A 12191-nucleotide genomic window follows, 5' to 3' on the forward strand; every position below is an offset into this window, starting at 1 on the left:
CGCCGGACGGTCACCGGCGTCACGCCGGCCACGTCCGCGGCCTCCCGCTGGGTACACTCCGCGTCGAGCTCGCGGGCCGCGGTGTAGAGGCAGGCGGCCGCGACCCCGACCGGGTTGCGGCCGTTGGCGATCCCCTCCTCGACGGCGCGCTCGGCCAGCTCGCCGGCCCGGCGCTCGACGGCGGTGTCGCAGCCGAGGTCGCTGGCGAACCGCGGGAGGTACTCCGCGGGACCGCTCGGCGCGATGGGGAGACCGAGCTCGCGGTTCATCGCGTCGAAGGCGGCCCGGTGCTCGTCCTCGGTCGCCTTCGCCTCGGCGCACACCTCGCCGACCGTGCGCGCCACGTCGGCGGTGCGGCAGGCGACGTAGACGCAGGCGGCCGCGAACCCCTCCAGCGAGCGCCCGCGGAGCAGGCTCTCCTCCTGCGCGGAGTCGAACAGCGCGCAGGCGGCGTCGCGGACGCTGTCGGGGAGCTCCAAGACGCCCGTGAGCCGCCGGATCTCGGTGTACGCGTACACCTTGTTGCGGTCGCGCTTCGTCGAGATCTGCGCGCGGTTGTGCTGGGTCCGCATCCGCGCGAGCCGGCGCCGCTTGCGCCCCTTCACCTTCGTCGACCGCCCGATCTCCGTCGAGAGGCCGCGGTCGTGGCGCGACCGCGTCAGCGGCGCGCCGGTGCGCTTCGGGTCCGCGTCGTCGTCGTCGAACGAGCGCCACTCGGGGCCGTGGTCGATCCGGTCGGCCTCGACGACCAGCCCGCAGTCGGCGCAGACGCGCTCCGCGCCGTCGACGCGCGTGCGGCCGCCGCACTCCGGACACGTCTCGCGGTCGCCGGCCTCCTCGGTCGTCGCCGTCTCGCTCGCCGGTCCTTCGTCGGCGGCCGCGGGGCGATCGGTCGTCGCGGCGCGCCCCGCGGACCCGGCGCGGTCGGCGGTCGCGGCGTCGTCGGTTTCGGTCCGGGGCGAACGAACGCGGGTCGAGCGTGCGTCACTCATCACACGTCGAACTCCGGCCCGATCCCTTACTTAAACCCGGGCGAATCGGCGGTCGATCGGCCGGATCGCCGCGGTCGAACCGACCGATAATCGGTCGGTGATCGAGGGTCCGATCGCGCCGCAGTACGGTGGTTTTAACCCGCAGTGCGAGACAGCGATCCGCATGACGCTGTCGGAGATCGCGGCGGGGGTCGAGGTGACCGCCCGCCAGCGCGACCGCGGTGTCGCCCTCGCCGACGACACGGAGACGCCGCTCGTCGACCGCCTGTCGGACCACGCCGAGTCGCTCCCGTGTACGCCCGAAGCGACCGCCACGCTCGTCGACGCCTACACCGCCGGGCGGAGCGTCGGCGACGCGGCGAGCGAGGCCGGCGTCTCCCCGATGACGGCCGCGAAGGCGCTCCACCGGTGCGGCGTCGCCGGCGTCTGCCCGCTCTCGCCCACCGCCCGCGACGTCGTCCGCGACTGGCTCGCCGGCCGGACCGCCCGCAGCGAGGCGGTCGCGCTCACCGGCGGCGACGAGGCGGACTTCGCGCTGGCGACGTACGTCGAGACCCACGACCCGGTCGAGCCCGTCGCGGAGGCGGTCGACGCGCAGGTCGCCGGCTCCGCGCCGCTGGGCGACGGCCTCGGCGCCGACGACCCCCTCGGCGACGCGCTCGGCTCCACCGACGGGCTCCGCTGAGCGCCCTTACCTTCCTTCCGGCCCGATTCAGGGCGCGAACCGCTCGACGAGCCCCGGTTCCGGAAACTCCACGTCGAGCGTCGCGTCGAACGCCGTCTCGTATGCGGTCGCGATCGCCCGCGCGTACGCGTCGTCTTCATCGGCCGCGGTCGGCGCGGCCGCCACCTCGGGATCGGTCGCCGGCACGCGGACGACGCCGTCGCCCTCCTCGCCGTCACCGCTCCCCGGTCGCTCGACCGCGAGCGTCGCGTCGAGGCTCCCGCCGACGTCGGCGATCCGCCCGCGGAGCCGCTGGGCCGCGTCGCGTCCGTGGACCGTCGCCGGCCTGACCGCGACCGCGCGGTCGGCGGTCGTCGCGGCCGCGACCGCCTCGTTCGACCCGACCGGCGCGGCGTCGACGACCACCGCGTCGTACGTCGTCGCCGCCTCGTCGATCCGGCGCTCAAGCTTCCGGGCGGCCTCCGCCGTCTTCGCCCGGGCGACGCGCTCGAACGGCGCTCGGGCCGGCACCGCGTCGACGCGGCCGGGGAGGTCCGGCGCGTCGTCCTCCCCGCCCGCGGCTCGGCCGACGTTCCCGCCGCCCCCGACGACCGGGTACGCCGCCGCCGACAGCGCCGCGTCCGGGTCGTCGGTGAGCAGCGCGGTGAGGTCGGGGTCGATGCGTCCGGTCACGTACTCGGAGAGCCCCTGCGTCGTGAACGCGGCGTCGACGACCGCCACGTCGTCGCCGTCGCGCGCGCCCATCGCCGCCAGCTCGACGGCGGTCCGCGTCGTCCCCGCGCCGCCGGTCGCCCCGACCAGCGCGAGCGTCGTCGCCTGCATGTCCCGGCCTCGCCGGAGCCCGGTCTTAAAAATCGCGAAACCGAGCCACCGCGCGGCCGTCGACAGCGCCCTACCCGTCTATCGCCGACGCGACCTCGTCGGCGACGATGTCGAGCTCGTCCTCAGAGAAGACCGGTCGCTCGCCCGCCACCGCGTGGATCGGCGCGCCCCCGTCGCCCTCGAACCGCGGGACGACGTGAACGTGGACGTGCGAGATCTCCTGACCCGCCGCCTCGCCGTCGTTGACGCCGACGTTGGCCCCGGCGGCGTCGACCGCGGCCTCGATCTGCGGCGTGAGCGACGCGACCGCGTCGAACAGGTCGCCCGCGAGGTCGGCGTCGAGGTCGCCGACGCGTTGCGCGTGCGGCTTCGGAATCACGACGGTGTGCCCGCGGGCGAGGGGGTTCGCGTCCAGAAACGCCAGCACGGAATCGGTCTCGTAGACGGTGCGCGCCGGGATGTCGCCGGCGACGATCGAACAGAAGACGCAGTCGTCGGACATGCCCGAGCGATCGCTCGGCCGTCTCATCAAGCTTTCCCGGGGCGGCGGTCCCTCGAGGCTCGCGCTCGCCGACCGCGGCGACGATCTCCCGGCCCGTCGCGCTGGCAGCACCCAGCGCCGCCAACGGACCTATATCCGCCGCGCCGAAACGGCCGGTATGGACGACCGGCTCGAACGCGTCATCCGCCAACAGCTCCGCAAGGCGGGCAAACAGTTCGAGGAGGCCAGGCGCGCCTACGCCGAGGGACGCGACGACCCCGAGGGCGACGCGGCGGCCGCGGCGCGGTTCGACCTCCCGACCGACGAGTCCGGCGCGGCGCGCATCGTCTGTCGCCGCCACGCGGAGCGCCGGACCGTGCCGGTCGACGACGAGGGGCGACCGGCCTGTTTCGCGTCCGGCCACCCCGACTGCGAGGGGTGCGCCGAGGACGTCCGCGACGGCGTCGTCGAGACGTGGTGAGCGCCGCGACGCCGCTCGGCCGCTTTCGGTCGGCGGTCTCCCCCGAACAGGTTTATCCCCCGAGCCACAGGTGCGGCGCATGAACCGGACGGCGGCCGTCGCCGCACTCCTCGCCGTCGTCGTCGCCGGGCTCGCACTCTCCGGGTTCTCCGCCGGACCGGCCGCGGAGCCCGCGGCCGGCGACGTCGCGGGCGACAGCCTGATCGCGGTCGACGGCGACTACCGGCTCTGGCCGCACACGAGCCGGAGCCGGAGCGTCGAGGGGCGGACGTTGGCGATCAACCTCGTGGTCCACGCCGACGCGGACGCGACGCGGGCCGCCATCGAGGGCGACGCGGCCGGCGACTGGGAGGAGACGCCCCCCGACGAGGCGGCGGCGACGGTCGACGACGGCGACCAGGTCCGCGAGTTCGTCGCCCGCGACTGGCGGGACGCGCGCAGCTCCCTCCGCTACTCGTACGTCGAGGGCCCGACCGGGGGCAGGTGGCTCGACGAGACGTTCGAGCTCCACGACGGCCGGTACCTCGGCGTCCGCGACCACCTCCGCGCGTACGAGGCCCCCGACGGCGAGTACACCGCGATCCAGGCCCACGAGGAGTACTACGACTGGTTCCGGCTCCGCCACACGGTCCCCGACATCGACGCGCCCGCGACCCGGCTGGAGGCCGAGTTCATCGAGTCGGGCCGCGCGACGGAGGTGCGACGCGAGTACCGCGGCATCGACGGCGGCCGCAGCGACGGCTGGCTCTCCGTGGTCGAGCTGGCGGCGGCCGCGGCGCTCGCCGGGACGCTGCTCGGCCGGCGCACCCGCGAGGCGGCCCTCGACCTCGCCCGGCGGCTCCGGACCGACGCGAGACGACACGCCGCGGCCGCGACGCTGGGGGTCGCGCTCGGCGCCGTCCTCCTCGGCGTCCGCGTCGCCGGCGTGACGCTGGAGGCGGCCCTGCCGGGGGTGTCGCCGAAGGAGATCGCGAGCCCGCTGTACCTCGTCCTCGCGGCCGGCCTTCCCGCGCTGGTCGTCTGGCGCGCGCCGCGGGCGGACCCGGCGGCCGCGGCGGTCGCCGTCGTCGTCGGGCTCGGCGCCGGGTTCCTCGCCGACTTCGCCGCGCTCGGGGTGGCCGTCCCGCCGGACCTCATCCTCCACCGGGCGGCGCTCCTCGCCGCGCTCGGCGTCGTCGCCATCGGGCGCGCGGTCGCGGACCGACCGGTCACCGCCGTCGGCCTCGCGGCGTGGGCCGTCGGGCTGGCGCTCCCGCTGGCGAACGTCTTCTGAGCCCGCTCCCGGCCGCTCGGCGCGACGACGGCACAGAAGAGATATACCGAGCGACGGAAAACAGGGAAAAACGAATGACACGACCGATCAGTCGACGAGCGGCGCTCGCGGGTCTCGGCCTCGCGGCCGCCAGCGCCGGCTGTCTCGGTCGCACGGAGAACATCGCCGGACGGGACCCCCCCGAGCAGCTGACCCTCGAGATCAACGCCACGCCGGCGGACGCCGATCCCAACGGGATCCGCATCGCGAGGCAGCTCGAGGAGCACCTCACCGCGGTCGGCATCGACGTCCGGCTCAACACGGTCGGGCAGACCGACCTCTGGCGGAAGGTGCTCATCAACCAGAACTTCGACCTCTACGTCGGGCAGTTCGTCGAGACGGAGCCGTTCGACCCCGACGCGCTGTACGGGCTGACCCACTCGCGGTTCGTCGCGGAGTCCGGGTGGCAGAACCCCTTCGGCCTCACGGAGATGGCCGTCGACGACCTGCTCGAACGGCAGCGCCGGGCCGGCGGCCGCGACCGCGACGACGCCGTCGCCGCCCTCCAGGAGACGGTGTGCGAGCTCCAGCCGTTCTCCGTCGTCGCGTTCCCCGACGCGCTCACCGCCGTCCAAGAGAACCGGTTCGACGGGTGGACGGAGGACCGACAGCCGCTCTCCGTCACCGGGCTCCTCGAACTCGACCCCGCCGCCGTCGACGGCTCCGCGACCGACGCGTCGGCGGGCGGCAACGAGACGGTCGCCGACGCGGACGCCGACGAGGCGGCCGGGAACGCCCTCCGGCTCGTGACCACCGACGACCGGATCACGGAGAACTGGAACCCGATCGCCGCCGAGTACCGGAAGTACGGGACGTTCACCGGACTGCTGTACGACCCGCTCGCCCGCGCCGACGGCGACGCGGTCTTCCCCTGGCTGGCGGCCGGCTGGGAGCGCGTCGACGACACCACGCTCGAGGTCACGCTCCGGGACGCCCGGTGGCACGACGGCGAGCCCGTGACGGCGAGCGACGTCGCGTTCACCTACGAGTTCCTCCGCGACACCTCGCTCGGAAACGTCGAGACCCCGGTGCCGACCCCGCGGTTCCGCGGTCGCAGCTCCCTCGTCGAGGGCGCGCGCGTCCGCGACGACGCGACCGTCCGGCTCACCGTGCCCGAGGTGAACGAGACGGTCGCCGCCAGGGCGCTGCAAGTGCCGATCCTCCCGGAACACGTCTGGGCGGAGCGGGCCCGCGCGGCGACGATCGCCGGCTTCGAGCTCGACTTCGAGACGACGGAGGCGATCGTCTCGAACAACCCCGACCCCGTCGGGAGCGGCCCGCTCCGCTTCGCGGAGGCGACCGCGGGGGAGTCGGTCGCCTTCGAGCGCAACCCCGACCACTTCCTCGTCCGGCCGGACCCCGAGACGGACGCGGACGCGGCCGACGACACCGCGGACCCGCGTGCGGGGGTTCCGCCGCGGTTCCACGGGAAGCCGGCGTTCGATCGACTCCGCATCGAGGTGTTGCCGTCGGACATCCCGGCCGTGGAGGCGGTCGCCGAGGGGCTCGCGGACGCGACCGTCTCGAACCTCGGCCCCGAGTCCGTCCCGCGGATCGGCCGCTCTACGGACGCCCGGCTCGTGAGCGGCCGGTCGGCGGCGTTCTACCACGTCGGCTACAACGTGCGGCGGAGCCCGCTGTCGAACCCCCGGTTCCGGGCGGTGATCGCGCGGCTGATCGACAAGGCCGCGATCGTCGACGACGCCTTCGACGGCTACGCGCAGGCGGCGACCTCGCCGCTCGCGGCGTCGCCGACCGCGGTCCCGGAGTCGGTCGCGTGGACCGACGGGCGCGACCCGGTCCACCCGTTCTTCGACGACGACGGGTCGCTAGACGTCGCGGCCGCCCGGGCGGCGCTGCGCGACGTCGGGTACCGATTCGACGACGAGGGGCGGCTGCTCTCGCGGGGACGATGACGCCGTTCCTGTCCGTCCTCACCTCGGTGCTCGCGTGGGTCGGAGCGCTGCTGGCAGTCGCCAGCGGCGCGGTGATCGGCCCCGCGCGGCTCCGCGCGGCGTGCGACGGGGTCCGCGAGCGCATCTGGGACGCCCGTCGCGCCGTCGCGGTCCTCTGTGCGGTGCTGCTCGTCAGCGCCGTCGGGCGCAGCTCGTTACAGGTGGTCTCGGAGCTGTTCGGGCTCCAGGCGACCGCGCTCATCTACTCGCTGGAGGGCGGGTTCGTCGCCTGGGTGCAGGCGACGTTCGCGACGCCCGCGCTGACCGCGTACTTCTCGTGGGTGTACGTGTACGGCTACGCGTTCCTCCTCGCGTTCCCCGTGGTCGCGTACCTCGCGCTCCCCCGGACGACGACGCTCAGGCGCGTCCTCGTCGCGTACGCGCTCAACTACGGGATCGGGCTCGCGCTGTACACGGCGGTGTTCGCTCACGGCCCACGGAACGTGATGCCCGACATGGTGACACCGCTGCTGTTCACCAATCATCCCAACGTGACATTACTCGCGAGCGAGGTGAACGTGAACACGAACGTCTTCCCCTCGCTCCACACCTCGCTCGCGGTCACCGTCGGGACGTTCGCCGTACTGACCCGCGACGAGTACCCGCGGTGGACGCCGGTCGCGGTGTGGCTCTCGCTGTCGGTCGTCGTCGCGACGATGTACCTCGGCATCCACTGGCTCACCGACGTCGTCGCCGGGTTCGCGCTCGCGTTCGGCTCCGTCGCCCTCGCGTACCGGACCGTGGACCCGCGGAGCGACCCGAGGGTCCCGCACGAGGACCCGGGCGACGAGCCGCCGCCGTCGGAGCCGAACGCGGGCGACTGAGCGCCCCCCCTCGACCGCCGCCGAACACACCGTTTTGTACCGCCGGGCGCTACGGGAGCGCATGAGCGCCGACCGCCAGACCATCACGGTGTACTCGGACTACGTCTGCCCGTTCTGTTACTTGGGCCGACAGTCCCTCTCGCAGTACCAGGCGAGCCGCGACGAGGAGCTCGCGATCGACTGGCGCCCGTTCGACCTGCGGAGCCAGAAGCGCCGCCCGGACGGGACGATCGACCACTCCGTCGACGACGGGAAAGACGACGAGTACTTCGAGCAGGCGAAACAGAACGTCCGCCGGCTCGCCGACGACTACGGCGTGGAGATGGACCTCGACATCGCCGCGGACGTCGACTCGCTGCCCGCCCAGATCGCCTCCTACTACCTCCGCGAACACCACGACTACGAGACGTGGCTCGCCTTCGACGAGGCGGTCTTCGCCGCGCTCTGGGAGGACGGCGAGGACATCGGCGACGCGGACCTGCTGGCCGAACTCGCCGCCGACGCGGGCGCCGAGGCCGACGAGGTCCGGTCGGCGCTCGACGACGAGACCCTCCGAGAGACGGTCAGGGATCGGTTTACCGAGGCGCAGCGGGAGGGCATAACCGGCGTGCCGACGTTCGCCTACGACGGGTACGCGGCGCGCGGCGCCGTCCCGCCCGAGCAGCTCGAACGACTCGTCGAGGGAACCTGAGTCCGGTCGCCGTCCGCGGCGAGGCACCGACCATTCGCCGTCCGAAGGCTCCGGGAACCCGACCGAGTAGAGAGAACACTACTAATTAATACCACTAGGTAGTACCACGCGGTATGACGGAGTACGACCCGGTCGACCCGCAGGTCGCGCTGACGATCGCCGGCAGCGACAGCGGCGGCGGGGCGGGGATCCAGGCGGACCTGACCGCGATGACCGCGCACGGCGTCTTCGGCACCGCGGTCGTGACGGCGACGACCGCCCAGAACACCCGCGGCGTCGCGGACGTCAACCCCCTCCCCGCCGACCACGTCGCGAGCCAGTACGCGGCGGTCGCCGAGGATTTCGACGTCGCAGCGGTCAAGACGGGGATGCTGGCGACCGCCGAGATCGTCGAGCGCGTGACCGAACTGGCCGCGGCGGCGGACGCCCCGCTCGTCGTCGACCCCGTGATGGTCGCGGCGACCGGCGACCGACTGCTCTCGCCGGCCGCCGAGGACGCCTACGAGGAACTGATCGCGACCGCGACGCTCGTCACGCCGAACGCCGACGAGGCCGCGGTGCTGACCGGCGAGCCGGTCGAGACCCCGGCAGATGCCGAGGCGGCCGGGCGGGCGCTCGTCGCGCTCGGCGCGGACGCGGCGCTGGTGAAGGGCGGCCACCTCGACGGCGAGCCGGTCGACGGGGGCGTCGTCGTCGACACGCTCGTTCGGGCCGACGGGGCGGGCGGGGGCGAGGCAGGGCTGACCGTCGACCGCTTCGAAACGCCGCGGATCGACACCGACGCGACCCACGGGTCCGGCTGCGCGTTATCGAGCGCGATCGCGGCGCGGCTAGCGAGAGGAGAGTCGGTTCGTGAAGCGGTCGGCGTCGCGGTCGAGGAGATGACCGAGGCAGTCCGGCGCGGTTACGACGTGGGCCGCGGATCGGGTGCCGTCAACCCGACCGTGCTGGGCGAGGAGTAAGCCGTCGAATCGGATGGACGCTTATAAATGATTGATTTCGGATCGGCAACGGGCGCCTCCAAAGCCCCAGCCGCGAGGCGGGCGGAGGCGACGTAAGGACCGCAGGGAACGAGCGAAGCGAGTGACCGAGGACCGCAGCGAGCGTGCGCCCGCCTCGCGGCTGCCCATTTGAGTCCCGCCCAGCACAGCGACCGCACCTCGCGCCTCCCCAGCCTCGTCAGTCGCCTCCGCTTCGCTCCGGCGACTGACTCCCTCGCACGCGCTCCTCGCGCCCTGGCGGACGCTCGGAGGCGCGCGCCACCGCATCGATCTTTATATGCGACGATCTTTATATGCGATCGTCACTGCCAGTCACGCTCATTTAAACACCTCGCCGCTGGCCTCGGTCGCTCATAAATACGCGAGCGGGACCATCAGCGCGACGCCGAGCGCGACGCCGCCGGCGAGGACCCGCTTGCCGCCGTGCGGGAGGTCGGCGCCCGTTTCGAGCGCCTCGGGGATGAACTCCGAGAGGACGAGGTAGATCATCGCGCCCGCCGCGAAGCCGAAGCCGTACGGGAGGAACTCCCGAGCGTAGCGCACGAACGCGAACGCGATCAGGGCCCCGATCGGCTGCGGGAGGCTGGAGAACACCGACCACCACACCATCTTCCACTTCGAGACGCCCATCGCCCGTAGCGGGATCGAGATGGCCGTCCCCTCTGGAACGTTGTGGATCGAGATGGCGACGGTCATGAACACGGCCAAGAGCGGGACGGTGAACCCGAACAGCGCGGTGCCCCCCGCCAGCCCGAGGTCGGCGAAGGAGACGCCGACCGCGATCCCCTCGGGGAAGCTGTGGACCGTCAGCACGCCGAGGATCAGGATCAGCTTCTTGAAGTCCGCCTCCTCGTACTCCCGCGGGTCGATCTCGGCGTCCGTCAGGACCTCGTGCGCGACGACGACCAGGACGACGCCCGCGAGCATCCCGACGGCGATCTCCGCCGGCGTCCCCTCCGCGAGCCCCTCCTGGACGAGGCCGAACAGCGACGCCGACAGCATGATCCCCGAGGCGAAGCCCCACAGCGCCACGTTGCCGCTGTCGCTGATCGTATTGAAGAAGAAGAACGGCAGCGCGCCGATCCCGGTCGCCAGCGCCGTGATCAGGCCGGCGACGAAGACGAACGCGTAGGCGTCGAGGGCGACCATCTATCGGGTGATCGTACGCCGATTCGACTGATAACTCCGGCGGGCGCGTCCACCAGCTGAGAACGGCGTCCCCTCCGCGCCGTCGGCGAGGTCACCCGAGCGCGCGCACGAGGCTGGCGAGGAACACGAGCAGCACCAACAGGGCGAGGAGCAGCAGCACGCTGAGCTTCGCTCCGGGGGGAGCACAGCCCCCGCGGAACTGCGCGCGACGACTCCAAATCCTCTCTCCCGACCGGCTCGGAGCCACCACGGTCACGCCCCGCTCCCGGACCGCGACGGGTCCGGCGACTGACGGACCGCGACCGCGCCGAGGTCGTTCGCGCCGGGCGCGGTCTGGTTTCCGGCGGTCGCGTTCCCCGTCGGGGCCGACCCGTTCGTCACCGGGTCCGGCGCGTCGCTCGGCGGGCTCGACTCGTTCTGCGTCGGCTCGGTCGGCGGCGCGGACGCGTTCTCGTCTTCCGTGGCGGAGACGTTCTCGTCCGCCGGTGCCGAGGCGTTCCCGCTCGTCGGAGCCGAGACGTTCTCGTCCGCCGGGACGGAGACGTTCTCACCGGTCTCCGCGCCGTTCGCCGCGGGTGCGCTCCCGTTCATCGGTGCGGTGCCGTTCGCTGCGGGTGTAGTCTCGTTCCCCTCGCCGGCGGTCGTCTCGTTCCCGACGGACGCGGTCGCCACGCCGAATCCGCTCGCGCTCGACTCGTTGACCTGCGCCAGCTCGGCTGGCGTCTCGAACGTCGTCGTCACGTCGGCGGTCGACGTCAGCAGGGCGACCGTCAGCCCGCCGGAGAACGCGACGCCCCACACCAGCACGGCGAGCGCGAGGAGCGCGACGAATCCGCGGTTCGCGGCCATCAGCGTCCCTCCCCGACGCCGTCGGGCCGTGCGGGCGTCGTCGCGGCCGGACCCAAATCCGGCGCCTCGGCGGTCGCGCTCCGCTCGCCCGAGTCCTCCTCGGACGCGTTCGACGCGTCCTCGTCCGTGGTCGACTCCGGCTCTTCGGTCTCCGCTCCGTCTTCAGTCACCTCGCGGTCCTCGGCCACCGCCTCGTCCGATTCGCGCGCCTCGTCGTCCCCCTCGCGCTCGCCGCCGTCGACGACCGCGCGCGCAGCCGGTTCGGCCGCGTCCGCGCCGGCTGCCGGCTCGGCGGCCGATCCGCTTCGGTCGAGGACCCCGCTGGCCGGGATCCACGCCGCGAGCGCGCCGAGCAGGAGCGTCGACGCGCCGATCGCGACCGATATCGCGGCGGCGGTCCGGAGCTCGAGCGCGACGTACACCGCGTACGGGGCGAACGCGGCGAGCACCGCCGCCGCGCCGCCGACCGCGTCGACCGAGACCCCGCCGGGTTCGTCCGTCGCGTCCGCCGTCTCCGTCGGTTCGACCGCGACCGCGGAACCGCTCTCCGCCGCCGGACCCTCACCGTCGCTCGGCTCGTCGACGGGATCGACGGTCGCGGGTTGCGGCTCCGCGTCGCCGCGCCCGCCGACGATCGACCAGATCTCCGTGACCGCGAGGAGGCCGAAGGGCAGCAGGACCAGCGTGACGAAGCCGATCCGGGTGCCCGCGAACTGGATCACGTACCCGATGTACGGGATCGTCAGGGTCACCGCGCCGACGAGGGCCCCTGCGGGGACGAGCCCCGGATCCGGCCCCTCGTTGGCGTCGCCCATCGTCTCGAACGCGAGCGTGCCGGCCTCGTCGACCACGCTCGTCACGCGGTGGGTCACCGGCACCTCGCTCGTGCCGCGGACGAACGTGATCACGTCGCCCTCGGCGATCGCGGTCGGGTCGCGCTCGGCGACGA

General features: G+C 73.4%; 13 protein-coding genes. 7 read left to right on the top strand and 6 right to left on the bottom strand.

Annotation, left to right across the window (positions count from 1 at the left end; genetic code table 11):
• Window positions 1-992: transcription initiation factor IIB family protein (locus Q0116_RS09980; protein ID WP_297887554.1), on the bottom strand; the 992-nt coding region annotated here is incomplete at its 3' end.
• A gap of 163 nt (window positions 993-1155) precedes the next feature.
• On the opposite strand from Q0116_RS09980, the gene Q0116_RS09985 reads away from it, so the two are divergent.
• The gene (locus Q0116_RS09985) at window positions 1156-1677 is read left to right on the top strand and encodes a hypothetical protein (protein WP_297887558.1); all 522 of its coding nucleotides are present in this window, start codon (window positions 1156-1158) and stop codon (window positions 1675-1677) included.
• Between the two features lie 27 nt (window positions 1678-1704).
• Here the strand turns inward: Q0116_RS09985 and Q0116_RS09990 are convergent, their stop codons facing one another.
• Both Q0116_RS09990 and Q0116_RS09995 read right to left on the bottom strand, forming a co-directional pair.
• Window positions 1705-2499: a ParA family protein gene (locus tag Q0116_RS09990; RefSeq protein ID WP_297887561.1), complete on the bottom strand. Its 795-nt coding sequence runs from the start codon at window positions 2497-2499 to the stop codon at window positions 1705-1707.
• Between the two features lie 70 nt (window positions 2500-2569).
• Window positions 2570-3001 (bottom strand): HIT family protein, encoded by a 432-nt coding sequence (locus Q0116_RS09995; RefSeq protein ID WP_297887563.1) that lies wholly within the window; start codon window positions 2999-3001, stop codon window positions 2570-2572.
• Window positions 3002-3158: 157 nt separating this feature from the next.
• Here Q0116_RS09995 and Q0116_RS10000 point away from each other — a divergent pair, with 157 nt between their 5' ends.
• From Q0116_RS10000 to thiD, 6 genes are all read left to right on the top strand, one after another.
• On the top strand, window positions 3159-3461 hold the full coding sequence (locus Q0116_RS10000) for a hypothetical protein (protein ID WP_297887565.1): 303 nt from the start codon (window positions 3159-3161) through the stop codon (window positions 3459-3461).
• A gap of 79 nt (window positions 3462-3540) precedes the next feature.
• Complete coding sequence (locus Q0116_RS10005) at window positions 3541-4734, top strand: hypothetical protein (protein WP_297887567.1); 1194 nt, start codon at window positions 3541-3543, stop codon at window positions 4732-4734.
• Between the two features lie 74 nt (window positions 4735-4808).
• Window positions 4809-6689: an ABC transporter substrate-binding protein gene (locus tag Q0116_RS10010; protein WP_297887568.1), complete on the top strand. Its 1881-nt coding sequence runs from the start codon at window positions 4809-4811 to the stop codon at window positions 6687-6689.
• Window positions 6686-7552 carry a phosphatase PAP2 family protein gene (locus Q0116_RS10015; RefSeq protein WP_297887570.1) on the top strand — a complete coding sequence of 289 codons (867 nt, stop codon included), beginning with the start codon at window positions 6686-6688 and terminating at the stop codon, window positions 7550-7552. Before Q0116_RS10010 ends, Q0116_RS10015 begins: the two co-directional genes overlap by 4 nt.
• 61 nt (window positions 7553-7613) lie before the next feature.
• Window positions 7614-8243, top strand: a complete 630-nt coding sequence (locus Q0116_RS10020) for a DsbA family protein (protein ID WP_297887573.1) — start codon at window positions 7614-7616, stop codon at window positions 8241-8243.
• A gap of 113 nt (window positions 8244-8356) precedes the next feature.
• Window positions 8357-9205, top strand: coding sequence for a bifunctional hydroxymethylpyrimidine kinase/phosphomethylpyrimidine kinase (gene thiD, locus Q0116_RS10025; RefSeq protein WP_297887575.1), 849 nt, complete (start codon window positions 8357-8359; stop codon window positions 9203-9205).
• Between the two features lie 390 nt (window positions 9206-9595).
• On the opposite strand, the gene Q0116_RS10030 is transcribed toward thiD, so the two are convergent.
• The 3 genes from Q0116_RS10030 to Q0116_RS10040 form a co-directional block, all read right to left on the bottom strand.
• Entirely contained in the window at window positions 9596-10393 is a 798-nt protein-coding gene (locus Q0116_RS10030) for a ZIP family metal transporter (RefSeq protein ID WP_297887578.1), read from the bottom strand.
• 252 nt (window positions 10394-10645) lie between these two features.
• Complete coding sequence (locus tag Q0116_RS10035) at window positions 10646-11242, bottom strand: hypothetical protein (protein WP_297887580.1); 597 nt, start codon at window positions 11240-11242, stop codon at window positions 10646-10648.
• Window positions 11242-12191: signal peptidase I (locus Q0116_RS10040; protein ID WP_297887582.1), on the bottom strand; the 950-nt coding region annotated here is incomplete at its 5' end. The genes Q0116_RS10040 and Q0116_RS10035, both read right to left, overlap by 1 nt.

The organism is uncultured Halorubrum sp., from assembly GCF_937146585.1.
Taxonomy (GTDB): Archaea; Halobacteriota; Halobacteria; order Halobacteriales; family Haloferacaceae; genus Halorubrum; species Halorubrum miltondacostae.

Excerpts from the sequence above, each read along its gene's own strand:
- Q0116_RS10005 (WP_297887567.1), top strand. The coding sequence starts at position 3,541 with ATGAACCGGACGGCGGCCGTCGCCGCACTCCTCGCCGTCGTCGTCGCC.
- Q0116_RS10010 (WP_297887568.1), top strand. The coding sequence starts at position 4,809 with ATGACACGACCGATCAGTCGACGAGCGGCGCTCGCGGGTCTCGGCCTC.
- Q0116_RS10000 (WP_297887565.1), top strand. The coding sequence starts at position 3,159 with ATGGACGACCGGCTCGAACGCGTCATCCGCCAACAGCTCCGCAAGGCG.
- Q0116_RS10030 (WP_297887578.1), bottom strand. The coding sequence starts at position 10,393 with ATGGTCGCCCTCGACGCCTACGCGTTCGTCTTCGTCGCCGGCCTGATC.
- Q0116_RS10015 (WP_297887570.1), top strand. The coding sequence starts at position 6,686 with ATGACGCCGTTCCTGTCCGTCCTCACCTCGGTGCTCGCGTGGGTCGGA.
- thiD (WP_297887575.1), top strand. The coding sequence starts at position 8,357 with ATGACGGAGTACGACCCGGTCGACCCGCAGGTCGCGCTGACGATCGCC.
- Q0116_RS10020 (WP_297887573.1), top strand. The coding sequence starts at position 7,614 with ATGAGCGCCGACCGCCAGACCATCACGGTGTACTCGGACTACGTCTGC.
- Q0116_RS09985 (WP_297887558.1), top strand. The coding sequence starts at position 1,156 with ATGACGCTGTCGGAGATCGCGGCGGGGGTCGAGGTGACCGCCCGCCAG.
- Q0116_RS09995 (WP_297887563.1), bottom strand. The coding sequence starts at position 3,001 with ATGTCCGACGACTGCGTCTTCTGTTCGATCGTCGCCGGCGACATCCCG.
- Q0116_RS10035 (WP_297887580.1), bottom strand. The coding sequence starts at position 11,242 with ATGGCCGCGAACCGCGGATTCGTCGCGCTCCTCGCGCTCGCCGTGCTG.
- Q0116_RS09990 (WP_297887561.1), bottom strand. The coding sequence starts at position 2,499 with ATGCAGGCGACGACGCTCGCGCTGGTCGGGGCGACCGGCGGCGCGGGG.